This is a genomic window from Streptomyces sp. NPDC051738 (assembly GCF_044453205.1).
Taxonomy (GTDB): Bacteria; Actinomycetota; Actinomycetes; order Streptomycetales; family Streptomycetaceae; genus Streptomyces.
In genome coordinates, this window is sequence record NZ_JBITCM010000016.1 from 85,677 (window position 1) to 111,123 (window position 25,447).

Annotated in this window: 19 protein-coding genes and 1 pseudogene; 4 read left to right on the forward strand and 16 right to left on the reverse strand. The window is 69.4% G+C overall.

Features of this window, described 5'->3' with window-relative positions; translation table 11 throughout:
• Positions 1–2: 2 nt before the first annotated feature.
• Positions 3–4,697, reverse strand: a complete 4,695-nt coding sequence (gene pglW / locus ACIA8X_RS32470) for a BREX system serine/threonine kinase PglW (RefSeq protein WP_399459775.1) — start codon at positions 4,695–4,697, stop codon at positions 3–5.
• Positions 4,698–4,918: 221 nt separating this feature from the next.
• Here pglW and ACIA8X_RS32475 point away from each other — a divergent pair, with 221 nt between their 5' ends.
• The 4 genes from ACIA8X_RS32475 to ACIA8X_RS32490 all read left to right on the forward strand — a co-directional run bounded on the left by ACIA8X_RS32475 (position 4,919) and on the right by ACIA8X_RS32490 (position 8,946).
• Complete coding sequence (locus ACIA8X_RS32475) at positions 4,919–6,508, forward strand: HNH endonuclease (RefSeq protein WP_399459776.1); 1,590 nt, start codon at positions 4,919–4,921, stop codon at positions 6,506–6,508.
• Positions 6,509–6,711: 203 nt separating this feature from the next.
• A complete protein-coding gene (locus tag ACIA8X_RS32480) occupies positions 6,712–6,936 on the forward strand; it encodes a hypothetical protein (RefSeq protein ID WP_399459777.1) in 225 nt (74 codons plus the stop codon).
• Positions 6,937–7,009: 73 nt separating this feature from the next.
• Positions 7,010–8,044, forward strand: coding sequence for a hypothetical protein (locus ACIA8X_RS32485; protein WP_399459778.1), 1,035 nt, complete (start codon positions 7,010–7,012; stop codon positions 8,042–8,044).
• A 269-nt stretch (positions 8,045–8,313) separates the two neighbouring features.
• Complete coding sequence (locus tag ACIA8X_RS32490; RefSeq protein ID WP_399459779.1) at positions 8,314–8,946, forward strand: hypothetical protein; 633 nt, start codon at positions 8,314–8,316, stop codon at positions 8,944–8,946.
• On the opposite strand, the gene ACIA8X_RS32495 is transcribed toward ACIA8X_RS32490, so the two are convergent.
• The 15 genes and pseudogenes from ACIA8X_RS32495 to ACIA8X_RS32565 form a co-directional block, all read right to left on the reverse strand.
• Positions 8,922–10,100 (reverse strand): hypothetical protein, encoded by a 1,179-nt coding sequence (locus ACIA8X_RS32495; RefSeq protein ID WP_399459780.1) that lies wholly within the window; start codon positions 10,098–10,100, stop codon positions 8,922–8,924. The genes ACIA8X_RS32490 and ACIA8X_RS32495 overlap by 25 nt on opposite strands.
• Positions 10,101–10,654: 554 nt before the next feature.
• A pseudogene (locus ACIA8X_RS32500) lies at positions 10,655–11,748 on the reverse strand (sugar ABC transporter substrate-binding protein).
• Between the two features lie 144 nt (positions 11,749–11,892).
• Entirely contained in the window at positions 11,893–12,636 is a 744-nt protein-coding gene (locus tag ACIA8X_RS32505; protein WP_399459781.1) for a hypothetical protein, read from the reverse strand.
• Between the two features lie 24 nt (positions 12,637–12,660).
• Positions 12,661–13,173, reverse strand: coding sequence for a hypothetical protein (locus tag ACIA8X_RS32510; RefSeq protein ID WP_393442040.1), 513 nt, complete (start codon positions 13,171–13,173; stop codon positions 12,661–12,663).
• On the reverse strand, positions 13,170–14,441 hold the full coding sequence (locus ACIA8X_RS32515; RefSeq protein ID WP_399459782.1) for an MCE family protein: 1,272 nt from the start codon (positions 14,439–14,441) through the stop codon (positions 13,170–13,172). Before ACIA8X_RS32515 ends, ACIA8X_RS32510 begins: the two co-directional genes overlap by 4 nt.
• The gene (locus ACIA8X_RS32520) at positions 14,438–15,751 is read right to left on the reverse strand and encodes an MCE family protein (RefSeq protein ID WP_399459783.1); all 1,314 of its coding nucleotides are present in this window, start codon (positions 15,749–15,751) and stop codon (positions 14,438–14,440) included. The genes ACIA8X_RS32515 and ACIA8X_RS32520 overlap by 4 nt, the downstream gene beginning before the upstream one ends.
• On the reverse strand, positions 15,748–16,875 hold the full coding sequence (locus tag ACIA8X_RS32525) for an MCE family protein (RefSeq protein WP_399459851.1): 1,128 nt from the start codon (positions 16,873–16,875) through the stop codon (positions 15,748–15,750). Before ACIA8X_RS32525 ends, ACIA8X_RS32520 begins: the two co-directional genes overlap by 4 nt.
• A 2-nt stretch (positions 16,876–16,877) precedes the next feature.
• On the reverse strand, positions 16,878–18,041 hold the full coding sequence (locus ACIA8X_RS32530) for an MCE family protein (protein WP_393442046.1): 1,164 nt from the start codon (positions 18,039–18,041) through the stop codon (positions 16,878–16,880).
• Positions 18,038–19,090 carry an MCE family protein gene (locus ACIA8X_RS32535; protein WP_393442048.1) on the reverse strand — a complete coding sequence of 351 codons (1,053 nt, stop codon included), beginning with the start codon at positions 19,088–19,090 and terminating at the stop codon, positions 18,038–18,040. The genes ACIA8X_RS32530 and ACIA8X_RS32535 overlap by 4 nt, the downstream gene beginning before the upstream one ends.
• Positions 19,087–20,325, reverse strand: coding sequence for an MCE family protein (locus ACIA8X_RS32540; protein WP_393442050.1), 1,239 nt, complete (start codon positions 20,323–20,325; stop codon positions 19,087–19,089). Before ACIA8X_RS32540 ends, ACIA8X_RS32535 begins: the two co-directional genes overlap by 4 nt.
• Before the next feature lie 20 nt (positions 20,326–20,345).
• Positions 20,346–21,161: an MlaE family ABC transporter permease gene (locus ACIA8X_RS32545; protein WP_399459784.1), complete on the reverse strand. Its 816-nt coding sequence runs from the start codon at positions 21,159–21,161 to the stop codon at positions 20,346–20,348.
• A 3-nt stretch (positions 21,162–21,164) separates the two neighbouring features.
• Complete coding sequence (locus tag ACIA8X_RS32550) at positions 21,165–21,935, reverse strand: MlaE family ABC transporter permease (protein WP_393442052.1); 771 nt, start codon at positions 21,933–21,935, stop codon at positions 21,165–21,167.
• The gene (locus ACIA8X_RS32555) at positions 21,932–22,879 is read right to left on the reverse strand and encodes an ABC transporter ATP-binding protein (RefSeq protein ID WP_393442054.1); all 948 of its coding nucleotides are present in this window, start codon (positions 22,877–22,879) and stop codon (positions 21,932–21,934) included. Before ACIA8X_RS32555 ends, ACIA8X_RS32550 begins: the two co-directional genes overlap by 4 nt.
• Positions 22,880–23,041: 162 nt before the next feature.
• A complete protein-coding gene (locus ACIA8X_RS32560) occupies positions 23,042–24,088 on the reverse strand; it encodes a sigma-70 family RNA polymerase sigma factor (RefSeq protein ID WP_399459785.1) in 1,047 nt (348 codons plus the stop codon).
• Positions 24,089–24,190: 102 nt separating this feature from the next.
• Positions 24,191–25,288 (reverse strand): lytic murein transglycosylase, encoded by a 1,098-nt coding sequence (locus ACIA8X_RS32565; RefSeq protein ID WP_399459786.1) that lies wholly within the window; start codon positions 25,286–25,288, stop codon positions 24,191–24,193.
• Positions 25,289–25,447: the final 159 nt, after the last annotated feature.

Below are 25,447 nucleotides of genomic sequence, written 5' to 3' on the forward strand. Positions count from 1 at the left end.
CATCATCCCCGTGGCCCGCCGGCCCCGGCCCTCTCCGACTTCGCGCGGTGCGCGTTCTGGACCCAGAACTCATTCAGCACGATCCACTCACCGAGCCCCGACTGGTACGGCACCGCTACCGTCCCCAGCCGCGGCGGCCGGGCCGGATCGCTCTGCGGACACAGCAGCCACAGTGCACGCCCGCCACCACGCGACCGCTCCGCCAGCCGCTCCAGGACGCCCATCGCGTCGTACCGGGCGAAGACCCCGGCGTCCGTCAGCAGCAACGGAGCAGCCAACCCGCCCCCGCCGCCACTGTTCCTAGAATCCGAGCCCCCCGGCACCAGCAGCTCCCCGATCCGAGGCTCCACCAGTCCCCACGCCGTCCCCGCATACTCGGCGAACTTCATCGCTCCCGGCGTCCCAGCCTTCGCCACATCCGCACGCAGGATCGTCTCCCACGTGGGCTTGGGCCGAGGGTCGACCAGCTCGTGCAGCGCCCGCACGAACAACTCGGCCACCGACACCACGACGGCCCCACCGGCGAAGTCCTCCCGCCCAAGTTCGTCGATCGCATCCCGTGCCCACTCCGTCGGCACCGTCAGTACGCGGAAGCCGTCCCGGCGCGCCGAGGCCTTCAGTCGGTCCTCGGCCGTCCCCGCCGCCGCGAGCTCCGGATCGTCGGAGTAGCGGTGCGCGGAGACGGTGCCCGTCGGCTGCCGCCGGGCGTCCGACGACAGATACGCAGACACTCCGTCCGGACTGCTCGGCAAATACCGCAGCGTCCCCGTGCTCTTGCGCGTCGACAGCACCAGGTCGAAGCCGGCCTCCCGTAGAGCCCTGGTCAGCGGACCGCCCGTAGGCAGGGCATGGCCACCCCGCTCGTTCAGCAGCTCTGGGAAGCGGGCCCGTACGCGCTCGTGGACATCGTCCGCCGTCAGGCCCGGCTGCTCGGCCTCCGCCATCCCCGGGATGAGCGGTACCAGGCCGGCCTGGGTGAGGCGCAGCGCCCGCACCAGCGGCAGCTTGCGCGGATAGATCTCCAGGCGGGGTGTCGCGGCGGCATGGCGGGAGGCGGCCACCGCGATCTCCACCATGCGCCGGTCGTCCCACTGCACCGCCGCACTCGGCGGGGGTATGGCCCCCAGCTCGGCCACCACAGTCGCCGCCGTGGGCAGGGTGTCGAGCTCCGACATGCCGTCGGCGATACGGCCGAGCCGCTGGGCGTAGTGGAGCAGGCCCGGCGCGGACGGCGTGTCCGGCGCGTCGTCCGCGCCCACCTCCAGCGCCAGCAGCCCCGCGCCCATGCTCTCGTCGGCCGCGTCGCGGTTCGGGGCGTGCTGGAACTCGGCCTCGTCCGGGACGAGTTGCTCGACCTCCACCACGGCCCGTACAGCGGCCAGGGCCAGGGCCCGGCGCTGCTCGCGCTCCTGGAGCTGGGTGCCGCGTCGCACAGTCAGTGCGTCCGCGACCTCCGCGGCCGAAGCGACCCGGCCCAGGTCGTGCAGAAGGTCCAGGACCTCGGCGCGCAGCGCCCGTACCGCCGGGTGCTTCTTCCAGCGGGTCCGCTGGTTCTTCAGCATCTGAGGGATGCGGCCCCGCGACAGCCCCAGCGCGTGCGCGACGTCCGTCTGCTTCGGCCAGACCCCGACCTCCGACGGCAGTACGCCGTGCTCGTTGGGCAGCCGCAGCAGCAGCCGCACCATCTCGCACTCGTTGTGGTTCGAGCCGTCCTTGCGCAGCGGCGGTACGAACACCGTGGCGAGGGTGTCGAGGCTGACGCTGCGCAGCGCGCGCTCCGGCAGCGAACCCGCACCGGCACCGCCGCTCGCCGCCACCGCGTCGGCCGCCGCGGCCTCGGCGGCCGACAGCTCCTCCTTCGCGGCCTTGCGACCCTCGGGCGTGAGGGGAGCCGCAGGCTTCTCCGCGAACTTGAGCCGCCACTGCTTGATACGGCTCAAGACCTCCTTGCGGGTCTTGGCGCCGAGACCGGGGGCGTTGACGAGCTGGCGCTGGCTGTAGTCGAGCAACTCACCGACCGTGTTGACGCCGAGGCCGTACACGAAGGACTCCGCGGCCGGGCTCAGACCAGACGACGAGACGAGCGTGCCCCGGTCGACGCGCTCCGCCAGCCGCTCGCGCTGCTGCTCGGCGCTTTCCTCCTCGGCCTCCGGAATGGCTGCGTCCGGGGCGGGCTGCGCCGCCTCGCCCTGCGCGGGTGGCGCCGCGTGCCGTGACGGGCGGCGGGACGAGGGCTTCGCCTCGTCCATGGCAAGGAAGATCTTCTTCCAGGCGTCCCGCATCGGCTTGAGGTCCGGGAAGCGCTCGGAGGCGTCTCGGTGCAGGGCCTTCTGGAAGAACGCGACCAGGCCGTCCCGTACCGCCGGGTCGAAGGCGTCGGCGGCGATCCTCGGGTACGGCTCCTTCTCCGGGTCGGTCTGGCGCGGCGAGACCTTGCCGTCGCCCCACACAGGCAGCTCTCGGGACGCCATCTCGTGCAGGGTGACGGCCAGGGCATAGCGTTCGGCGTGGGCGTCGTAGACCGAGCGGTCGGTGAGCGTGCCGATGAACGGGTCGAGGTAGCCGTCCGTGCCCGCCGCGGTCTCGTTCACCGGGTAGCCCGCGAGCGAGAAGTCGATCAGCACCAGCTCGCGGGTGCGGTTTGGTCGGATGCGGATCGCGATGTTGTCCGGCTTGATGTCGCGGTGCCACACGCCCTCGCCCTCGAGGAAGTCCACCGCGCCGAACAGATAGTCGCCGTAGGCCTCGAGCTGGTCCACGGACAGGCGGCCGAACTCGCGCAGCTGCCGGGCGACCGTCTCCTCCCGCCGTCTACGCTTCGCACCTGGTGTAGACGGGTCGCCGCTCTCCTCGCGCTCATCGCCGACGTACTCCATGACCAGGACCGTGCGGGGCTCGATGCGCTGCGGCTCCGGCTCGACCAACCGGATCACTCGCGAGTCCGGGCGCAGCTGCCCCAGCACCTCGGCCTCGCGACGCAGGACCTCCCCGCGGCTGTCCGAGGTCGCGACCTTCAGCACCGCCAGGGACTTCGAGAAGCGCACATCCGGGCCGGCGGTCAGGTCCCGCACCAGGAAAGCGCGGCTCGTCGAACCCGTACCGAGGCGGCGCCTGACCTCCCAGCGGCCCGCCAGCACGTCGCCGGCGACCGCGTCCAGGGGGTCCTTCTCGGGTTCGGCCGGGCGCGGGGCCTCGGCCGTCGGAGGTTCGGTCAGGTCCGCCTCGACGACCTCCAGCATCTCCAGGAAGTCGTCCACCGACGACAGCCGGGCGGAGACGTCGTAGGCCGTGGCCGCCTGCACCAGCTCGTCGATGTACGGGGAGAGGCCGTCCACCACGGAGCTGGGGCGCAGGCCCTCGCCCGCCTCGTAGCGAGCCACCAGTTCGGCCTGGCTGGCGGCCGGTGGCCTGCCGGTGGCCATCAGATAGGTGAGCACTCCGAGTCCGTACACGTCCAGGGCAACCGGGTCGGGCCTGAGCGCGGTCAACTCCGGGGCCAGATACGGGTCCGCGCCCTCGGCTAGATGTGCGCCCGCACGCGAGAAGGTCGTGGGGGCGAACCGCTCGCCGCTGGCGGCCACACCGTGTTCGGAGCTGCGCTGGACGGCGACCTGCCAGTCGGAGATCTGCAGGTGTGGGCTGAACCAGGCGCCGGTCTCGCTCTCGGAGTCGGCCCGGCGGGTACGACCGCGCGGGATGACGTGGACCGCGCGGGCCGCCAGGGTGCGGTGGAAGATCCGCCGACCGTGCGCCGAGCGCACCGTCTCGGCCAGCTGGCGCACCAGTGCCACCCGGCTGAGGATGTCCAGCTTCTCGCCGTACTGGATCAAGTACTCGTCCAGGCGCAGGGTCCGCGGATCGAAGTCGAAGATCAGCGCGGGGCCCGCGGAGTGCCCGGATGGGTCGTACTGCTTGAGCTGGACGACACCAGGGTGCCGGAAGTAACGCAGCACCGCGGCCTCGCGGCGCGCCGCGCGCTCCACGGATGCCCGCAGCTCGGCGTCGGAGCCGCGCTCGCGCAGATAGACACGGACGCGGGCGGCCTCCGGCAGCTCACTGTGCTGGGCCAGATAGTCGGCCCAGGTCGGGCCCGAGTCGAACGCCTTCCGGCTCAGCAGGTACGGGCCGACCTTGTACTCGGCGTCGCTGCGCGCGATGCCGATGCGTTCAAGGGCCGCCTTGATCCGGCGCGACCGCGCGGCGTCGATCCGGCGGTACTCGTCTTTCGGCGGCTCCTTCAGCATCTCGGTGAGCTGGTGCACCGTAAAGACGCCGTTGCGGTCGTGGGCGGGCAGCCGGTTGCGCAGCGAGGAGTCGGTGAAGCAGACGGCCTCCGAAACCCACACCTTCTCGCCGTTCTGCTGGAGCAGCGCGGCCAGCTCCTTGGCCTTCTTGTTGGCCAGGTGTAGCGGGTTGCCGTGGGGGATCTGTCGGCCACTGGGCTGGGTCTGCAGCCAGGTACCGTTTCGGGACTCGACGGAGCCGTGCCAGTCCTTCAGCTCGATCAGGTGGACGCCGCCCGGGGCGATCACCAGCAGGTCTACTTCCCTGACGTGGCCGGTGTGGGCAGTGAAGGTGAAGTTCGACCAGGCCCGCCACGGATCGTTGTCCGGGAGCTTCTCGCGGATGGCCTCCAGGCCCCGGTGCTCATGCTGGAACTCCGAGTCGGTGACCGCAGTCCACCGGCCGTCCCGCATGTGTCATCCCCGCTTCGTGTCGCTCTATGTCGATTGCTGCTGCTCAGGCAGCAAAATTCCCCGCTCAGATCGTAGCGGTTGGGGCACGGAAGGTGCCGCCTTACGTCGTTGATCAACCCTCGGGTACGGGAGTGCTCGGCTGCCTCTCAAGCAGAGCCGGTTGTGACTGCTTGGCCAAGGGCCTGACGAGCAGCTGTCGTTAGTATGAAAATCTGATCACCATGGGGAATGAGTATGGTGGCCGCCTGACCTCCGAGGTCGGCGCAGCAACGGACAATCGGGGCGGTACGGACCCCACCAGAGAATCTGATGCCTCGGTGCAGTGGCTGCTGCAGCCCAGGGGCGGACCTCAACTTCGTGGGCCTCAGAACTTCGACCGTTCGATCCGGAAGGGCATCCGGCTCGCGGAGTATGAGCATGCCCTGGGCGAGGATGCGGAGCAGCTCAAGGAACTCTTCCCCGACGGAGTTGCCCGGCTGTGGGGGGCAACGCCTGTCAAGAAGGAAAGTCATCCCAAAGGCGCCGCACTGCGGGGGCAGAAGGTCGGCGACGAGGTGTTGTTCTACGCCGGCAAGAAGTTCATCGCCAAAGCCCGCGTTCTCGGGCTGCTCAGGAATCCCGAATTGGCCAGAGAGATCTGGGGGGAGCTCGAGGATGGGCGAACCTGGGAACACATCATGGCTCTGGGGGACATCTTCGAGTTCGAGATCCCGGCAGAACCGATCTTGACCGCGTTGGCCCTGCACACGGAGGTGCGCTATCTCACGCTGGTGCGGGCTGCAGAGCGGCGGCGTCAGCTGGGGCTGCTGAACAGTCTGGTGGGCGGGAACATGACCGCCGTAGGTCGGCCTGCAAGCGGAGAAGCTGCTGTGTGCGCGGCAGCCAAGCTGGGGCGCGAGGGGTTCCTTCGTGCCCTCGCGACCTTGGACGCCAGCGTGCCGGAGGAGGCACGTACGCATCACGGATCACTGACGCTGTTGTGGTCCATCAGCCGTCTTGTATCGGGGCAGAGCCGACTTGTGCCATGGAACGACTTCAGAGCCGAGGTTGGTCCTCTCCTGATCGAGTTCGGCGGTTCTGGTACCGCGGCGGCACCTGAGTACCCGTTTCGGCACCTGCGGAGCAGCGGTTTGTGGGAGACAGAAGGGGTAGGGGATGAGGGCCTCGACTCGGCGCCGGCGGTGACCTCGGCCGATTCCGTGATTGCGGCAGGGCTGCGGCCAGAGGTGGCGAAGCTGCTCAAGCAGCCACTCACCCGTGCCCAAGCGATCGGCCTGCTCTGCACCACCTACTTCCAGGATGTCGACCAGGGGGCTCTGCTGATGCGCCTCGGCCTGGCCGGATACGCCCATGCCAGCGGGAACGCGGGAGAGGGGGTCGAGGGCCGAGACGGCGCGGATGAGACCACTGAGCGCGGAATGCGTCGGCATGTGACTTCGGCGCGCCCCGTTCGGGACCCCCGTCTCGTAGAGGAGATCAAGCAGCTCTATCAGCACCGGTGCCAGGTATGTGGAGTGCAGCTGGAGACGCGTTTCGGTCATTACAGCGAGGCTGCGCACATCCAAGGGCTCGGAACCCCGCACGACGGACCGGACAAACTGTCCAACCTGTTGTGTCTCTGCCCCAACCACCATGTCCAGTTCGACAGGCTCTTCCTCTTCATCGACGAGGACTGGAACGTGCGGCGGAGCGGAGACAGGGAACTGATCAACCCTCTGATACGCCGTCCCGAGCACGTCATTGACGAATGGTGCGTCGAATACCACAGAGGGTTGTGCGGCCGTAGTCGTTACAGCCTCGGCTTGGACTGATTCTCCAAGCCGGAGCGGTGGACGGGGGCTTGGTCACGGAGCCCCCTGCCCCGCCTCGCTCCGGTCTGCGCACCCGATCGTCCTCGGCCTGACCCGTGCTCGCCCAGCGGCAGAGCCCAAGGACCTCGACGCCAGGCCGCCCACCCTCTCCAAGGACGAGTTGCTCGTTCTGGTGCGGGAGCAGGATACGCGAAGACTGGCAGTTGCGGTGCCGCCTGGAACTGCAGGGGTCGAGCGACTGCGGAGATCTCGCTGCGGTCAGGGCCCGCATCCGTGAGCTGCTCGATGTCGGGCCGTTCGCCCAGTACGGGTACGGCGACTACGCCGATGCTCGTGCCTACGCCGACCAGGGCCGGCAGATGGACTCCGCGATGTACGGACTGACCGGCTCGGGCCTGGCCGCTGATGAGATCGTTCTGGTGCGGTAGGTGATGCGGCTGCTGGCCGAAGCGGTAACGAAGCTCTTGTAGCTCTGTCAGTGCATCCTGGCACCCTGCTCGCATGAGCATGAGACAGACCTACTTATGGTTCACCTTCTACCTCTGGTTCACCGTCACGCCATGCATGCTGATCATCTACTACATTCCATGGGTGAGCGGAACGCGCATACCGGGTAGGCGTCTCGGTCGCGTTCCTCTGCTGAAGCAATTCAGGCGGCGTAACGCAAGAAGCCGACTCGACGCAGTCAGGGAAAGGCTCTCCGAAAACCTGCGCACCTGTCCGGATTTCGAGGTGCTGGCGAGCGAGCCGCTCGTAAACCAGGTGCACGCGCACGCCACCTGGGCACAGCTCAGCCGGATATTCCTGGCCGCACCCGGCATGCTTGCCTCTGCCGCGCTGGCCCTCGTCGTCAGCCCCTTGGCCTGGCGTAGCTCGTCGCTTTGGGCTGTCGGCGTCTACCTAACCTTCGTCTTCGTGTCAGCCTTCCTGACCTGCATCGACATCTGGGCCGTACGCAACGCCGATTCGGCAGGCACGGTCACCCTCGCCGCCGTGGGCGTCCTGGAATCCTTCACCACACGTGCCAAGAAGGCTCCGGCCAAGTCGACCACCGCGGCCTGGCAGAGCCAGTTGATCGAACAGCTGTGCATGGCTCTGGTGCGTCGCGCCCACAGGGAGTCCGCCGGAACCGTCCCCGGCAGTCGTCTGACCATGGCGCAGAACACCGCATGCGTCGTACGGGCCCTGCGTCACCACGCCGCACTCGTTCACGACAGCGCCGAAAGCGAGGAGCGGCGAACGCACGAGCGCGAACTGTGGCTGCTCATTTGCAACATCCTCAAGTACAGCAGCCGTCCGCGAGGCGATGTCGTCGACTTCCGCGTGGTCGACGTCGATCGACTCGCCGCCGTGCCGGACGCCCTCCCCGAGGCGACCGCGGTGCCCTCCCCGAAGGCCCGCGTGCTCGTCCCACTCCTCTTCATGTGCGCCCTCGTCGCCGTTGCCGTGGCACTCGGGTTGACCGGAGCCGCAGGGGAGTTCACCCAGCCGATCTTCGTCGCGCTGGCCATGGCTGTCCTGCCCTTCGCGCATTGATTCGGGGTGACTGCGCTTGACGCCTTCGCGCAACCTCCAGCCCCTGCACCGGCCTCCCAGCAGGTTGACCCTCAGTCGGTGCCAGATCCGGTACGGAGGGCCGCATAGCGGGGCGCATGGTAAGGGATACGGCGACCGGTCGGCCATATCCGGTCTGCGGACGTGCCCGGAGCGTGCGGGGCTGATAGACAACGGAGACGAACGGCGCCCACCGTGCCACAGACCGCCCGACAGACCGACACCGAGCCACCAGGACGAGGACACAAGACATGCTGCTGGCCGAGCAGACGTTCGTCGGACTGAGGCTGCGCGGAGAGCACGTGCAGGCCGCCGTCACAGTGTTTGCCGACGAGGCCCGCCGACGCTCCGCAGTCGGCCTCGGCGCTGTCGACAGCCGGGTGTTGCTCACCGCACTGCATGAACTTCCAGTGGACCTCCCCGTACCGCTCTTCTCGCTCGATGCCCATGCCCTGCGGATGCTGCACACCGCGCCGCCCGGCGCCGTGGACCTGGTGGACGGGCAGGGCATCGCCGTACGGCGACTCGTACCCGCTGCCCGTGTCGAGCTGGTCCTCGTCCACGGACCGCGAGGCATTTCACCAGGCGAATGGGACTCCGCGGTTCGGGACGCCTCGCAGTTCGCGCCGTTCTGCGCCCGCGGGGTCCTCGTATCGCACCCTGTGTCGGAACCAGGGCAGCACAACCCCGAAGCGACTGACGACTCCGACATGGACCTGCTCCTCCTCAAGGCCCGCTTCTACGGGGTCGGTGTCGCCACCCAAGAGCCTGCGGGGCTGCGTTGGCTCCTTGAGCCTGACCCTTACCGCCCCCGACGGCACTCCGCTGCCCAGTGGCTCTTCCACGAGCAGGCCTGGCGTCAACTCGGCCCGGACTGGCCCTGAGCCCGATGTTCCCCGGCCACGGGCAGCGCGGGCGGACTCGGGCGGCGCCAGGCCTGAAGCACCTTCGAAAACGGGACCTCCGTGCCCGTCTGGGACGCCAGTAGGCGGTGGTATTCCCAGGCGTCGGCGAGTTGCTGACGCCACCACCCGATGCGCTCGTCGCCGGGCAGGGTCGTGTCCAACTCCTCATGCATTGAATAGAGTTCGCAGATCGTGTGCTGCAGGGCCGCAAGGACGTCGGCGTCGCTGTCCGTGAAGCGGGTGAGAGCGGCCCCCTTGCACACCGCGCAGTCGCAGGTCCACGGATCGACGTGGGCGAACCAGTCATCGAGCGTCGCCACGCGGTGGTAACGGAGCAGGCGCCGGACCAGGACCACCGGAAACGGCTTGTGGCCGCCACCTCCGTTGCCGGGTCGCGGAGCCACACCATGCCGGAGTACGGCCGAGGTCCCGACCGCCGCACCCAGCGCCCCGTGTGCCATTGCATCAAAGGCTGCGAGATCAGTGCGCCACAGAACGAGACGGGGGCAGGTACGACACAACTGCCGCAGCCCTTCAGGAGCCTGGTTGCGTTCGAGTGGGTCACCGTCCGCCTGCATGATCAGTGCCACAGGATGTCGGCAGGTCTGGATCTGCTCGGCGAGGTGCGGCAGGGACGAGCGCCGTAACCATCGCCAGCTGCACGGCAGTAGCACCACCGTGTCCCCACGGCGCAATTGGTTGGCCTGACGGATCACTGACTTGAGCACCGACGCGTCTCCCACCTGGTCGGCCGGGATGAAACACGTGGGCGTGACGGCATAGGACGCCCTATTGTCGCGCTGGCCGTCCAGAATTTCGTTGAGCCCGACGAGGTCCAGGTCGCGCCAGCCGTAGCTGGTCTCGAGGCCGAAGGGCGCGTCAGTGGTGGCAATCTGTTGGGTGTAACTGCCGTGGTCCATGACCACGACCTTCTCCGGCAGGGCGTTGCGAACCTCCCTGCACCTGACCGATGCAGCAGCGCCCGTCACCACCAGCCCGCCCGTGCGGGCTGGGACGTGCGGGAGCACGTCGATCGCCGACTGGTCATTGACCATGATCAGTAGGCGGTCCCGCAACAGTTCGTCGATCCCTTCGATCCCAGCGCGCACGAGATCGTCCCCCTTCACGGTCATCAGTCCGCCCCGCTGCTCCTCACTGTCAGAGCCGTGAAACGACGGCCGCAAGACCGCCTGCCTGCGGTGGAGCCGTTCTCGGACACCGTGGCGATCCCGCTGAGCGCTGTCCGACCTTGCCATAGGCGCCCCTTTCGTCACGCTGAGCAACAGTTCTGCGCTCGGTCACCGCTCAGCGTGATCCGTCTGTCACGGAACTTGCATCTGGCCTGGGCGTAGGGCATGCCGAGACTGGCAAGATTGGAGGTGGCGCATGATCAGCGTCAGTCGGGTGTCGTCGAGTGAGGGAACGAGAGCCGAATTAGCGCCGGCGAGCTCTCCCCGCGGGATGTCATCGCCATCAAGGAAGACGTCCATGCCGGCTACTTCACAATCGCGTTCTCCGGTGGGGTGTGTGCACGCAATGTGCACGGCCACTGGTCAAGCAGGAAATCTGCGCGGCTCAGGGGCCGATTTCACGAGCCGCGAACCTGTCCCCGGCGTACAGCCCGACTCGTCTGCCACTCTCCGTCACCGGACAGTGCGTCCCCGTGGCGTCATCACGCGCCGCACTGTCAGCCGACGAGTCCGGCCCGCTCGCAAGCCGCCCGGATCCTCGGTGTGCAGATCTGGTCGGTCGTGTACACGCCGTCCTTGATGACGGTGTCCTCGATGTCGTCGACGGTCACAGGACGGGATCGAGCAGGACGGCGGGGATGTCCTTGGTGGTGGCCGTGTCGACGCTGGTCTCGGCGATGGCGTCGACATTTCCGCCGCGGCCCAGGGCGACGGCCATCTCCGCGGCCGTGGCGGCCTCGGCCTTGAAGGGCTTGTAGACGCTCATGTACTGCTCGCCCAAGAGGATGCGCCGCACGGCCTCGAGGTCGGCGTCCTGGCCGGTCACGGGAGGCAGTGGCTCGATGCGGGCGGCCCTGAGGGCGGAGATCACGCCGGCGGCGAGGCCGTCGTTCGCCGCGTAGACGCCGTCGGCGCCCAGGGCGGCGATGGCGCGGACCATGTCGGCGTGGGCGATCTCCTGGCTCCAGCTCGGGACGTCGTACGACCTGCCGATCCCGACCTTGCCCTGGAGGGCGGACATCGCGCCTCTCTTGAAGGAGACATTGGTCGGGGAGGTCTGGGGACCGTTCATCATCACGATCTGCCCGCCGTCCGTCTTGTCGCCCATGGCCTTCAGGAGCGCCTCGCCCTGGAGTCTCCCGACCCGTTCGTTGTCGAAGGAGACGTGGGCCGAGATCGGGCCCTCGACCAGGCCGTCGTAGGCGATGACCGGGACGCCCGCGTCGTGCGCCCGCTCGACCGAGGAGCGCAGCGACCGGAAGTTGACGGCGCTGAGGATCAGGACCTTGATGTCCTTGTTGAGCAGGGTCTCCACCTGTTGCTTCTGGGCGGCCACATCGCCCTGGGCGTTGGCGTACTCCAGCGCGCAGCCCGCGCACAGCTCCTTGACCTTCCGCTCGATCAGGGGCCTGTCGAACGCCTCCCAGCGCGTCTGGATGTTCTGGCTGAGCAGCAGCCCGACCGCGAATCCACCCTCACCGGAGGCAGCCCCGCCCGAGCCGGGCTCCCCGGAGCCGCCACAGGCGCCCAGGCACACGACCAGCGACAACGCGGAGGCGGCGACCGCCGTACGACCCCGACACCCACTCACACGGGGACCTCCCTGACTCGCCGAGGCACCCCCGGCCGCCCCGTCGGCCACTCCCTGCCAGCATAGGCCGGACATTTCGACCCGGCAGACCCGATGGGGCCGTGGGACCAGGGAACGGCGCCGGACATGCCCTCTCAGGGACCTTCAGAGCGCGTCCACCGCACTGACCTTCCAGCCGTCGTCGGTGTCGGTCATCGTCATCCGCACCCGGTTCAGATCCACCCGGGCCCCCGAAACCTGCGTGCTCTCGGTGACCTGGTTGACGAAGAGCAGCACCACGACCTTGTCCGGCGAGGCCGAGACGACGGAGGCGGCCGGGGCGCCCGTGGCGGGAGCAGCGACCGTTGCCTTCACCACGCCCCGGTACTTCTTGGCCGTCGGGCCGACCACGGTCTTCGTCGTCTTGCCGTACTCGTCGCGGAAGTCGCCGGTCAAGTGGGTACGGGCCGTCGCGAAGTCCTTGTCCAGGTGGCGGTAGTCGTACGACAGGACGACCGGTGCCGCCTTCCGTGCGGCCGTGAGGGCCTCGGTCCTGGCGCTTTCCGTCTGGCGTCCGTCCCAGTACTGCCATCCCAGTGCCGCGACCGCCACCAGACCCGCCACCAGTAGGACGCCGAGCAGCGCGGTGAGCAGCCGGCGCCGACGACGGGGCTGCCCCCCGTCCTCCGGCGCTTCCTCCTCGAACTCCTCGAACGACGGCTCCGGCGGGTCCTCCCAGCCGTCCTTCGGGGCCTCGATGAGTACGGTGCGTCCGGCAACGGCGACGTTGGCCTCCGGGGCCGGTTCGCGGTGGCCGCGCTCCGCTCGCTTGGCCGCTGCGCGGGCGGCCGCCGTCATGGTGCGCCGGGTGCCGGAACCGGGGGCGTGGCCGGTGGTCGTCTTCGCCATGGTCGTACTCCTCGTTGATGCTTGTCAGCCGACGAACTCGACGTCCGACGTCAGCCAGCGGCCATCCCGCTGCACCAGGTCCAGCTGCAGGCGATACGTGCGCGCCTCGCCCTGCGGCACGGCCGTGTTGGTCACCTTGCTGTCGGCGACCACCAGGACGCGGGCCGAGTCCTCGTCGGAGCGGACGATGCCCGCCTCCAGGACCTGGCCCTCTGATACGGACTTGTTCGTCGCCACGAGTTGCGTCAGTTGCTCCGTCTGGGCCGCGAACTGCTTTTTGAAGTCGCCGGTCGCGCCTGACAGGACGTTCGCGCTGTCGCGGTCGTAGTGGCGGTAGTCGAGCGAGGTGAAGTTCAGCGCTGACTGGCGGGCCGCGGCCAGGATGTCCTGGCGGCGCTGGTCCGCCTCGCGCTGTTCGTAGAGGCCGAGGGTCAGCCAGATCGTCAGTGCCGTGACCACGGCTGTGGCCGCCGCCAGGCCCAGTGACCGTGCTCGTCCCGACATTGGCTTGCCCATGGCCTTCAGTGCCTTTCTCATGCCATCGGTCCGACTAGCAGCCATTGCCACGACTCCTTTCCGAACACGGCCTGTTGGCCGCCCGTCGAGCCGATCTCGACGGGCCTTCCGTCCGGGCCGGTGGTGGTGCCGGTCTCCGGGTCGTACGGGGCGGCGTACGCCGCCTGGTTTGCGCCTCCGGAAGCGGCGCCCGGCGCGTTCTGCGCGCCCCGTACCGACGACTCGCTGCCCCGCGGAAGCGTGCAGCGGGCGTCGGTGTTCGCCTCGCGGGTGCTCGTGTCGGCGGGGTCGCGGCGGGTCGTGCCGTAGCCCTGGGTGCAAGCCGGCGGGTCGTCGGCGTTCACCACCAGGCCGAAGTGGGTGGTGCCGTCGCCCGGCACGACCGTGTAGCTGCCCGCCACCATCACCGGGAAGGTGACCAGGGCCTGCTCCACTCCGGGCAGTCTCGCCAGCGTCACCTGGCCGCCGCTGATCAGGTTCGCCAGCAGGACCGACAGCTCAGGGCCCGCCGACTTCAGCAGCGAGTTCACCTCCTGTGCCGCCGGCCGAGCATTGCCGATCAGCTTGCGCAGGTCCCCGTCGCTCTCCTTCAACTGGGCGGAGAGCGACGCGAGATCGCGCGCGAATGACTTGATCGACGAACCCTGGTCCGCCTGAGTCTTCAGGACCTTCCTCGAGTCCTCGATCAGCGCGATCGTCTCCGGCAGCGCGTCGGACGCCGACTCGACCAGGTCGTTTCCCGAGTCCACCAGGCGGCTCAGGTTCGGGCCGGTTCCGGCGAAGGCCTCGCCCAACTCGTCGATCGTCACCTGGAGGTCCTTCTTGCCGACCGAGTTCACCAGGCGGTCGAGGCTGAGGACCAGGTCTGTCGTCGGCAGCGGTACGCGGGTGTTCCGACGCGGGATGTCGCTGCCGTCCAGCAGGTACGGGCCGTGGGACGTGCGCGGCTGCAGGTCGACGTATTGCTCGCCCACCGCCGAGCGGTTCGCCACAACGGCAAGGGCGTCCGCGGGGATGCGAGGCGCCCCGTCCTCGATGTCCAGGGCCACCGAGACACCATCGCCGCCCGTCAGGTGCAGCGCGCCCACCTTCCCCACCGGCACCCCGCGATACGTCACTTCCGCGCCGGGGAAGACGCCCCCGGAGTCGGGGAAGTCCGCGCGGACTGTGTAGCCGCGGTCCAGGACGTCATCCACCAACCCCGTGTATTCGGCGCCTACGTACGACACCCCTACCGCGGTGATGGTGGCGAAGGCCAGCAGTTGGACCTTGACCGTACGGGTGATCACGGCTGGACCCCCTTCAGCATCAGCTCGGCGAGTTCGAGGTTGATCCCCTCGGGCCGGTCGCCCCCGGCCGTATAGGTGGCCGTGCACACCGGCGGGCACAGCAGGTCTCCGCCGCCCCCGGACGGGGCCGAAGGCGACGACGGTGTGCTCGGGCCGTTCGGCAGTGCCGTGGGCGTCGGCACGCCCGGCAGTTCCGGGAGGTCCGGCAGGTCGGGGGTGTCGGGGAGCTCCGGCCCGTCCGTGTCCCCGTTCCCGTCTCCGCCGTCACCGCCCGGCTTCTTCGTCAAGTTGCCGTAGATCCCCGCCAGATCGAGGTCGGCCGTGATGTGCAGGTTGACGTAGTCGCCCTTGATCGCGTCCACCGCGTTGCGTGGGAACGGATAAGTGGTCATCAGTTCAAGGGAGTTGGGCAAGTCGCTGCCCGCCTTGTTCAGCTGTTGCAGGATCGGGCGCAACTGCCTGAGGTTGGCCACCGTGTCGTCGTGCGAGGCGTTGACCACCTTGGTGCCCGTCTCGCCGAGCTTGGACAACGCGGTGAGCATGCGCGTCAGGTCGTGGCGCTGGTCGGCCAGGACTTTCAGGGCGGGTGGCATCGCGTCCACCGCCTCGGCGATGGTCTTCTTCTCCGTGCCGAGGCGCTCGGCGAGTCGGTCCACGGCCTCCAGGGCCCGGACGATGTCCTTCTTCTGCTCGTCCAGGCTGCCGAGGAAGACATTCAGCTCCGTGAGCAGGGACTTCACCCGGTTCTCCCGGCCCTCCAGCGCCTTGTTCAGCTCCACGGTGATCGTCTTGAGCTGGGCCACCCCACCGCCGTTGAGCAGGGCCGACAGCGCGGACAGCACCTCCTCGATCTCCGGGTTGCGGCCGCTGCGGGACAGGGGGATCACGTCACCGTCGCGGAGCCGTCCCGTCGGCGTGGTGTCCGCCGGCCTGGACAGCGCCACGTACTTCTCGCCGAGCATGCTGGTCTGCCGCAGCTCAGCGATCGCGTTGCCGGGCAACTTCACCGAGTCGGCGACCCTCAGCCGTACGCGCGCGTGCCAGCCGTCCAGCTCCACCTTCTCGACCGCGCCCACGGTGACGTTGTTGACCTTCACCGCCGACTGCGGCACCAGGTCGAGGACGTCACGGAACTCGACGGTGACGTGGTACGCGTTCCCGTCCGCGGCGGCGCCGCCGGGCAGCTGGACGTCGTACCAGCCGTTGAACTCGCAGCCGGTCAGGAGCAGCGAGCCGAGGGCCGCCCAGGCCACCGCCCCGCCCTTGCCCAGCACGCCCCCGCGGAGCACGCTCTTGCGCTCGACGTTCATGCGCTCGCCCCCAGGATCCCACCGAGGGTGCGGTCGACCGTGCCGGTGACCGCCGGGCCCTGCGGGACCTCCGGTAGGGAGTCGAACAACTCCGTCAGCTCCTTGCAGTCCGGGTTCTTGCCGCCCTCGTCCCCGGTCGTCCTGAGCACGGAGCACAGCAGCGACGCCGGATCCTGCGGATGATCCGGGTTGTTGCGGGTGTCGAGGGTGCCTGCCGACGGGTTGTAGGCGTTGTTGAGGTTCGACATGCCGGTCGGGGCGACCTCCAACAGCTCCTCCAGCGCGGCTCGTTGGGTGACGAGGACCTTGGTCACCTTGCTGAGACCCTCCACGTTCGCGGTCAGCGACTTCTTGTTGCTCTTCACGAAGTCGGACACGTCACCGAGCGCCGTTCCGAGGTTCTTCAGCGCCGCCGCCAAGTCCTCGCGCTCGCCCGCGAGTTGGTCCGCGACCTTCGCGAGGCTGCTGTTGAACGACCGCACGCTCTTGTCGTCCGCCGCCAGGGCCGCCGTGAAGACCTGGAGGTTGCGGACCGTGCCGAACAGGTCCGTGCGGCCGTCGGACAGGGTCGTGACCGCCTCCGAGAGGTCCTCGACCGTCTGGTGCAGGTTCTCGCCCTGGCCGTCCAGGTTGTCCGCGCTCACCCCGAGCAGCCGCGACAGGGAGCCGTCCTCGTTGGCGCCCTCGGGGCCGAGCACCTCGGCCGTGGTGTGCAGGCTGTCGAAGATACGGTCCAGTTCGACGGGTACGGCCGTGCGCGACTCGGGGATCTCGTCCCCGTCCCGCAGTGCCGGACCACTGCGGTACACCGGAAGCAGCTGGACATAACGGTCGCTGACCACCGAGGAGTTGATGATCGCGGCCTGCGCGTCCGCCGGGACCTTGCGGCCGGAGTCGTACTCCAGCTCCACCCGCACCCGGCCGCCCTCCGGCGTGATCGTCCTGACCTCGCCGATCCGGACGCCCAGCACGCGGACGTCCGAGCCCGGGTAGATGCCGACCGTGCGCGGGAAGTACGCCGTGACACGCACCGGCTCGGGGCGCGGCCACAGGACATAGGTGAGCGCGGCGACGAGGGCCAGCACGGTGAGCAGGGCCAGCCGTTTCCTGATCCTGACCGGGATGTTCACTGCGCCCCTCCCGTCCGCGGCTCCACCGGAGCGGGTACCACCATGTTCTGGACGTAGGAGTCGAACCAGCGGCCGTTGCCGAGGGTGTTGGTGAAGACCCGCACAAAGGGCGCGAGGAGCTTGATGCTCCGGTCGAGGCTGGACTGGTTCCGTTCGAGCATCTCCACCACGCGGTTCAGGCCCTCGAGCGCGGGCCCGATCTCCTTCTCGTTGTCCTGGACCAGGCCGGAGAGCTGGATGCCGAGCGCGGCGGAGCTCTTCAGCAGGTTGTGGATCGCCTCGCGCCGCTTGCTGATCTCCTTGAACAGCCTGTCGCCGTCCTTGACCAGGGCGGTGAAGTCGCCGGAGCGGTCGGCCAGGACGCCCGTGACGCCGTTCGCGTGGTCGAGCAGCTCGCGCAGCGCCTTGTCGCGGGAGGACACCGTCCGGGAGATCTGCGACAGGCCCTTGATCGATGCCCGTACCTCCTCCGGCGAGTCCTCGAAGGTGGCGGAGATGGTGTCCAGGGCCTTCGCCACGCGGTCGGTGTCGATCTCCTCCGACGTAGTGGTGAGGTCGCTGAACGCCTGTACGACGTCGTACGCGGGGACTGTGCGCTTCAGCGGTATCTCGCTGCCGGGCGCCAACTGGCCTCCGCCCTTGGGGTGCAGCGCGAGGTACTTCGCGCCGAGGATCGTCTTGACCCGGATCGACGCGCCGGTCCGGGTGCCGAAGCCCGGCTCGCCCTTGATCTTGAAGGTGACCTTGACGTGGTTGCCCTCCAGGTCGACCTCCTCGACCTTGCCGACCTTGACCCCGGCGATCCGCACCTCGTCACCCGGCTTGAGCCCGCCCGCCTCCGCGAAGGCGGCGCTGTACGTCTCGCCGTCGCCGATCACCGGCAGGCGGTCGGCGTTGAACGCGGCCACCGCCAGCAGCGCGAGGACGGTGAGGCCGACCGCGCCGATGACGACGGGGTTGCGGTCGCGGAAGGGGCCGAGGTGCGGGCGGCGGAGCCGTATCCTCGGCAGCTTCGGCGGCTCGACCCGCACCTTGATCAGCGGTTGCTGACGGGGCCTGCGGCGCGGCAGGAGCCGTACCTTCGGCGGACGTATCCTCGGCAGCTTCGGTGGCTCGACGCGGACCCTGAACATCGGCTCCGGGCGGTGCTTACGGCTCATGCCCCGCACCTCGCCCTCGCCACGTGCAGATCGGGCGTGAGTACCTGCTTCGTCTTCGGCAGCACGATCCGGCCGTCGAAGTCGCAGAGGTAGAAGTTGAACCACGAGCCGTAGGACGCCGTCCCCGTCAGCTCGCCCAGCTTGTTCGGCAGCCGCTTCAGCACGCCCTCCACGGTCTTCTCGTTGTCGTTCAGCGTTCCGGTGAGCTCGGTCAGCTCGGCGATGTCGTCCTTCAGCGGCGGACGCGCGTCCTTCAGCAGCCCCGAGGTGGCCTCCGTCAAGTCGCCGATGCTCACCAGCGACTCCCCGATGGGCTTGCGGTCGGCGGACAGGCCCGAGATGACCCGGCGCAGCTGCTTGAGCAGGCCCGAGAAGCGGGCGCCGCGCTTGTCCAGCGTCCCCAGCACGGTGTTGAGGTTGTCGATCACCGAGCCGATCAGCTGGTCGCGGCCGGCCAGCGTCGAGGTGAGCGACGCCGTGTGCACGAGCAGGCTGTTGACGGTGCCGCCCTCGCCCTGGAGCGTCTTGATGATCTCGGTGGCGAGGAGGTTGACGTCCTTCGGGCTGAGCGCTGCGAACAGCGGCTTGAAGCCGTTCAGCAGGGCGTTGAGGTCCAACGCGGGCTGCGTGCGCGACAGCGGGATCGTCGCGCCGGGCCGCAGTCGCGTGCTGTCGCCCGCGCCCTCGGTCAGCGCGACGTACCGCTGCCCGACCAGGTTGCGGTAGCGGATGACCGCGCCGGTGCCGGTGAGCAGCGGCCGGTCCTCGCTGACCGTGAAGGTGACCTCGGCCAGCGTCCGGTCCTTGATCCGGATGCCCTCGACCTCGCCGACCCGCACCCCGGCCACCCGGATGTCGTCGCCCTCCTCCAGGCCGGTGACGTCGCTGAACACCGCGCGGTACGTGTCGTGCGGGGTGAAGGAGATGTTCACGATGGTGGCGGCCAGCAGGGCCGTCGCCAGGATCGTCACCAGCGCGAAGAGGCTGAACTTGACGAGCGGCGCAGCGGTCTGCAGGGCTCCTCCACTCCTTGTACGACCGGTCCTCATGCCACACTCACCGCCGTCCCGCGCGCCAGCGGCCCGAACAGCAGCGTCGTCACCGACGGCACCTCGTCGGCGGGCACGCCCAGGACCGGGGCCACGAGCGAGCTGACGGCCCGCTGCTCGGCCCGGGTGGCGGAGACGCCGGCCGGACCCGCGGAGGAACTCGCGTTCCTGGAGCCGTCGTTGAGGTGGGCACCGGGTGCCGGCACCTGAGGATTCGGCAGGCCATGGCAGTTCGGCCCCGACCGGTCGCCGTAAAGCGGCTCCTCACCGGGTTCGTACGCCCCCTGCGGCCGTACGACCTCCAGCGTGATGTGCATCTTCCCGCCCCGGAACGCCTCCTCCGAGGCTTTCTCCTGCCGGACCAGTCCGGCCAGCAGACAGGGGTACTCGGGGGAGTAGCGGGCGAAGAGCTCCAGCGTGGGCCGCGAGACCTGGCCGAGGGTGATCAGCCGGTCCCCGTTCACGTCGAGGAAGTCCTCCGCCGTGCCCGCGACGGTTGCCGTCGTCTTCAGTGCGGCGGCCAGCTGGTCCTTCTTCTCGACGATCGTGCGGCTCGTGGTCACGGTGTTGCGCAGGATCGCCATCAGGTCGGGCGCCGCGTCGCCGTACGTCTCGGCGACCTCGGCGAAGCGGGCGATGTTCTCGGTGAGGGACGGCAGATGGGGGTTGAGGCGGCTCAGGTAGGCCTCCAGGCGCGTGAGGTTGTCGCCGATGCGGTCGCCGCGGCCGTCGAGGGCGGTGGCGAAGGCGGACAGGGTGGCGTTGAGCTTGCCGGGCTGGACTGTACGGAGCAGGGGCAGCAGGTCGTTCATCAGCTGCTGCACCTCGATGCCGACGCGGGTGCGGTCCTGGGTGATGACGTCACCGGCCTGGATGGCCCGGCCCGAGGAGCGCTTGGGCGCGACCAGGTCGACGTACTTCTCGCCGAACAGCGTCTTGGGCAGCAGCCGCGCGTGCACGTCCGACGGGATGTGGGCGACGTGCTCCGGCTTGAGCGCGATGTCGAGCGTCGCCTTCGTCCCGTCCGCCCGCACCTCGCGCACCTCGCCGACCAGCAGCCCGCGCAGCTTGACGTCGGCCCGTGGATCGAGCTGGTTGCCGAGGCTGTCGGCCTCCAGCGTGATCCGCACGACCGGCGTGAACGCCTGCCGGTAGACGGCGACCGACAGGGACAGCAGCAGGGCGAGTACGGCGAGGAAGACGATGCCGTACAGCCGCAGTCTCAGCACTCTCATACGCGCCCTCATCAGGCGGCTCACCCCGCGATCCGTACGGTCGTGTTGGCGCCCCAGATCGCGAGCGACAGGAAGAAGTCCAGGACGTTGATCGCCACGATCGAGGTCCGCACCGCACGGCCCACGGCCACGCCGACCCCCGCCGGGCCGCCGCTCGCGTAGTAGCCGTAGAAGCAGTGCACCAGGATGATCAGGACGGCGAAGACGAGCACCTTGCCGAAGGACCACAGCACGTCGACCGGGGGCAGGTACTGCTGGAAGTAGTGGTCGTAGGTGCCGGCCGACTGCCCGTAGTAGACGGTGGTGATGGTGCGGGCGGCGAGGTACGAGGACAGCAGGCCGATCACGTACAGCGGGATCACGGCGACGAACCCGGCGATCATCCGCGTCGTCACCAGGAACGGCAGCGAGGGCACGCCCATCACTTCGAGCGCATCGGTCTCCTCGCTGATCCGCATCGCGCCCAGCTGGGCCGTGAACCCGGCGCCGACGGTCGCGGAGAGCGCGAGCCCGGCCACCAACGGGGCGATCTCCCGGGTGTTGAAGTACGCCGAGAGGAACGCGACGAAGTTGGAGGTGCCGAGCTGGTTGAGGGCCGCGTAGCCCTGGAGGCCGACCTCGGTGCCGGTGAAGAAGGACAGGAAGGCGATCACGCCGACCGTGCCGCCGACGACGGCCAGGGCTCCGCGCCCGAAGCTCACCTCGGCGAGCAGCCGCAGGATCTCCTTCTTGTAGCGGCGCAGGGTGCGGCCGGTCCAGGCCAACGAGCGGCCGTAGAAGGCAAGTTGGACGCCCAGCTCCTCCAGGGAGCGCAGGGGGCGGTCGAGAAGTCTCATCGGCTAACCCCTCTGCGGGACGACCTGGAAGTACACCGCGGTCATCACGAAGTTCGTCACGAACAGCAACATGAAGGTGATCACCACCGACTGGTTCACCGCGTCGCCCACGCCCTTCGGGCCGCCCTTCGCGGTGAGCCCCTTGTACGAGGCCACGATCGCCGAGATCGCGCCGAAGACGAGTGCCTTGATCTCGGCCGCCCACAGGTCGGAGAGCTGGGCGAGGGTGGTGAAGGAGGCGAGGTAGGCGCCGGGGGTGCCGTTCTGCAGGACGACGTTGAAGAAGTAGCCGCCCGCCACGCCGACCACCGACACCAGGCCGTTGAGCAGCACCGCCACCAACATCGACGCCAGCACGCGCGGTACGACGAGGCGGTGGATGGGGTCGATGCCGAGCACCTGCATCGCGTCGATCTCGTCCCGGATCTTCCGGGCGCCCAGGTCCGCGCAGATCGCCGTGCCGCCGGCGCCCGCGATCAGCAGCGCGGTGACGATCGGCGAGGCCTCGCGCAGCACGGCCAGCACGGAGGCGGCACCCGAGAAGGACTGGGCGCCGAGCTGCCGCGTGAGGCTGCCGATCTGCAGGGCGATGACCGCGCCGAAGGGGATCGAGACCAGGGCCGTCGGCAGGATCGTCACGCTCGCGATGAACCATGCCTGCTGAATGAACTCCCTTGCCTGGAACGGCCGTCGGGGGATGGTCCGGACGACGTCCAGCGCCATCGCGAACAGGCTCCCCGAGTGCCGCAGCGCTCCGAGGGGTGACAGACTCATGCGCTCGCCCCCGCCTTCTGGTGCAGCGCGGCCTCGCGCCGGGCGATGGCCTCCCAGCGGGGTGGCCGGGGGATACCCGGCCCCGGCAGCAGGCGGGGAGTCAGAGCCTGACTGCCGGGAACCCGGGTGTCCTTGCCGTCGTCGCCGAGGGCGGCCAGCTCCTGCTCCACCTGGGCCGCGTCCTTCTCCTCCGCCATGCCGATCGGGCCCTGCATCCGGCCGTTCAGGAACTGCCGTACGACCGGCTCGTCGCTGGTCAGCAGCTCCTCGCGGGGCCCGAACATCACCAGTTCGCGGCGGAACAGCAGCCCGATGTTGTCCGGCACCTGGCGGGCCGAGGCGATGTCGTGCGTGACGATCAGGAAGGTCGCGTCGATCTGGGCGTTGAGGTCGACGATGAGCTGGTTGAGGTAGGCGACGCGGACCGGGTCGAGGCCCGAGTCGGGTTCGTCGAAGAGGATGATCTCGGGGTCGAGCACCAGGGCCCGGGCCAGCCCGGCCCGTTTGCGCATCCCGCCGGAGATCTCGCCGGGCAGCTTCCCCTCGGCGCCGATCAGCCCGACCATGTCCATCTTCTCCAGCACGATGCGCCGGATCTCGCTCTCGGACTTACGCGTGTGCTCGCGCAGCGGGAAGGCGATGTTGTCGTACAGGTTCATCGAGCCGAACAGCGCGCCGTCCTGGAACAGCACGCCGAAGAGTTTGCGCACCTCGTACAGGTCGTGCTCGCGGAGCCTGGTGATGTCCCGGCCCTGGATCGTGATCGAGCCCCGCTCCGGCTTCAGCAGTCCGACGAGCGTCTTGAGGAACACCGACTTGCCCGTGCCCGAGGGGCCGAGCATGACCGAGACCTCCCCGGCGGGCAGCGTCAGTGAGACGTCCTGCCAGATGACCTGGTGACCGAAGGACTTGGTCAGCCCTTCCACACAGATCTCGACACCCATCCGGTCCACCCTTCGGCCCCTGGAGCAGCTCTGACATCTGCTCTACGGGGAGGGGAGGGGCGTCCGTCGCTCGGGTGGCGGATTTTTTTCGGGCGGGTTTCCGGTCGAGGGTTTCATGACGATTTACTGCCGTATGTCCGGCGGCTGTGTGTCCGGAGCCTGCTACGGCAGCGGGGTCGCCGTGGGCGCGGGGAGCGAGGTGGACGGTACGGCGGTGGAGGCGTCCGGGATCGCCGGGGGTGCCGTGTCCGTCGGAACGGCGGAGGGCGTGACAGGCAGGCCGGGGAGCTCGGGCAGCTCCGGGACGTCGGGCACCTGGGGGACCTCCGGCGCGGACAACACCGGCAGCGGGGACACGGAGACCTCCGGGACGTCCGGCAGCGACGGCACGGTGAGTGGCAGGGACGATTCGCCCGCCGGGGACTCGGCTGCTCTCCGTTCGGCCGACGTGACGGTGGGCTTGTTCCCCTGAGGTGTACGCCCCTCGCCACCACCGTCCGGCCGCACCGCCTCCGGACCCGGCGAGGCGACGGCGGGCCGAGGCGCCGTACCGCCCCCGCCGCCACCGCCGTCGAGGGCGTACGGCAGCACGAACCCCGCAACCGCCAGGGTCGCTGCCGTCGAGGCCACCGCCAAGGCCGGGCCCTTGCCGGCCGGCCTCGGCCGCCCCCACCCGATCAGGAACAGCGCGCACCCGAGCGTCGCGGCCAGCGACTGCCGCAGCGTCCGCCGGGCCCGGGCCAGCAGTGACTCGACGGTCCGGTAGCTCAGCCCCATCTGTACGGCGACCTGGCCGACGTCGAGGTCCTCCGACTTCAGCCGCAGCGCCTCGGCCTGCCGCGCGGGCAGCTCACCACTGCGCACCGCCAGCCACTTCGCCTCGGCCCGGTCGCAGACAGCCTCCTCGACGGGCACCGGCCCCGGGGTGATGAGGGTAGGGCTCGTGCGCACCTGTGCCTCACGGTTGACCTGCCGGTAGCGGTCGACGCAGATCCGCATCGTGACCGTCGTCAGCCACGCGGCGAGCCGTTCGTCGTCCAGGTCCGGGCGCTCGGCGGCGCGCAGCATCGCCTCGTGTACCGCGTCCTCGGCGTCCTCCGCACTCATCGACCTGCGCCGGGCCACCTTGAGCAGTTGCTCGCGGTGGCTCCACATGCGCTGCCAACGGTCGTCGGAGGCGTCCCACTCCGCAGGTATCTCTGCGGACAATTCCGCAGGTATCCCTGCAGGCTGGTCCGCAGGCATGTCCGTCGCCATGAGGGCCCCTTCGCTCTCACCCACCGGTCTCGTGCCGTCCGGCGGGTGGCGACATTACCGTCGAGTATCGGCGGTTGTGGAGGGGGTGGCCGTCATCGAGTCCGCGCTGTTACTGGTCAGTGAACCGCCGCTGGGCAGCACGTCGTCGCCGGGAAGCTCGATGTCCGGGGAGGGGAGGGGGAGTTGCGGATTCCCGGTCTCCTCGGGTCCGGTGGCCGGACGGGATGCGGTGGGGGCCGGTGAGGCGTCGGGGGTCGACGGGGTGCGGGACGGAGTTGCGCTCGGACGGGCGGAGGGTGTCGGCGAGGCCTTCTTCGGCTTCGAGGGTGACCGCGATGGCTCGGGGCGGGCCGAGGAACCGGCGGAGGCGTCCGGCACCACCCGGTGCCCGTCCAGGAAGTACGCGTACCAGGCCCGGACCGTGCGCAGATAGGCGGCCGAGTGGTTGTAGCCGAGGATCGCCCGGTCCAGCTCGGCCGGGACGGACAGATCCCTCCCGCCCGCGCACAGGTAGCGTCCGGCGGCGAGAGCCGCGTCGAAGACGTTGTCCGGATCCGTACGCCCGTCGCCGTTGCCGTCCGCGCCCCAGCGGGCCCAGGTCGACGGAATGAACTGCATCGGCCCCACCGCGCGGTCGTACGTCGTGTCCCCGTCGTGGACTCCGCCGTCGGTGTCCCGGATCAGCGCGTACGCCACGCCGTCCAGCCGTGGCCCGAGAATCGGCGTCACGGTCGTACCGTCCGACGCCACCCGGCCGCCCCGCGCCTGCCCGGACTCCACCTGCCCGATCGCCGCGAGCAGCTGCCACCGAAGCCGGCAGCCGGGCGCCTCGCGCGAGAGCCGCTCCTCTGCTCGCCGGTACGCGGCGAACACGCTCGCCGGCAGCGCGGTCCCGGCCTCCGCCGCTGCGCCGCCGCTCACCCCCGCCCGTGCCCCGCCGCCGTCCCGCTTCCCGGTCCGCAGCGGCGGCAGCTCGGTGCGGTACGGGGTGTCGCCGGACACGCTCGGCCCGTGCCCGGCCGGTGTCTGCCCCGGTGCCGACGCCGAGGCCCGTGCCGGGACCGCCCCTGGCGCCTGTGACGCGGTCAGCGCCACCAATGCCGCCACCGCGGCCGCCGTACCTGTGACGGTTCTGACTCCGTGCCCTGCCACTTTCTGTTCCCCTCCCTGCAGACGTCCGTCCGTCGTCTGCTCTACGGGGCAGGGCGGCGCATCCGTCGCGCGGTTTCCGCACATGCCGCCACGGCGGATTCCGGGACATCACCGGTCCGGGCTATCCCCGGAGGCCATATCTCCGGGCTTCCTCTACTC

What these genes read in the sequence shown, in the direction of transcription:
- ACIA8X_RS32490 (WP_399459779.1), top strand. Translation starts at nt 8,314, where the DNA reads ATGCTGCTGGCCGAGCAGACGTTCGTCGGACTGAGGCTGCGCGGAGAG.
- ACIA8X_RS32475 (WP_399459776.1), top strand. Translation starts at nt 4,919, where the DNA reads ATGGGGAATGAGTATGGTGGCCGCCTGACCTCCGAGGTCGGCGCAGCA.
- ACIA8X_RS32520 (WP_399459783.1), bottom strand. Translation starts at nt 15,751, where the DNA reads ATGAACGTCGAGCGCAAGAGCGTGCTCCGCGGGGGCGTGCTGGGCAAG.
- ACIA8X_RS32550 (WP_393442052.1), bottom strand. Translation starts at nt 21,935, where the DNA reads ATGAGTCTGTCACCCCTCGGAGCGCTGCGGCACTCGGGGAGCCTGTTC.
- ACIA8X_RS32530 (WP_393442046.1), bottom strand. Translation starts at nt 18,041, where the DNA reads ATGAGCCGTAAGCACCGCCCGGAGCCGATGTTCAGGGTCCGCGTCGAG.
- pglW (WP_399459775.1), bottom strand. Translation starts at nt 4,697, where the DNA reads ATGCGGGACGGCCGGTGGACTGCGGTCACCGACTCGGAGTTCCAGCAT.
- ACIA8X_RS32510 (WP_393442040.1), bottom strand. Translation starts at nt 13,173, where the DNA reads ATGAGAAAGGCACTGAAGGCCATGGGCAAGCCAATGTCGGGACGAGCA.
- ACIA8X_RS32495 (WP_399459780.1), bottom strand. Translation starts at nt 10,100, where the DNA reads ATGACCGTGAAGGGGGACGATCTCGTGCGCGCTGGGATCGAAGGGATC.
- ACIA8X_RS32540 (WP_393442050.1), bottom strand. Translation starts at nt 20,325, where the DNA reads ATGAGAGTGCTGAGACTGCGGCTGTACGGCATCGTCTTCCTCGCCGTA.
- ACIA8X_RS32535 (WP_393442048.1), bottom strand. Translation starts at nt 19,090, where the DNA reads ATGAGGACCGGTCGTACAAGGAGTGGAGGAGCCCTGCAGACCGCTGCG.
- ACIA8X_RS32505 (WP_399459781.1), bottom strand. Translation starts at nt 12,636, where the DNA reads ATGGCGAAGACGACCACCGGCCACGCCCCCGGTTCCGGCACCCGGCGC.
- ACIA8X_RS32545 (WP_399459784.1), bottom strand. Translation starts at nt 21,161, where the DNA reads ATGAGACTTCTCGACCGCCCCCTGCGCTCCCTGGAGGAGCTGGGCGTC.
- ACIA8X_RS32485 (WP_399459778.1), top strand. Translation starts at nt 7,010, where the DNA reads ATGAGCATGAGACAGACCTACTTATGGTTCACCTTCTACCTCTGGTTC.
- ACIA8X_RS32555 (WP_393442054.1), bottom strand. Translation starts at nt 22,879, where the DNA reads ATGGGTGTCGAGATCTGTGTGGAAGGGCTGACCAAGTCCTTCGGTCAC.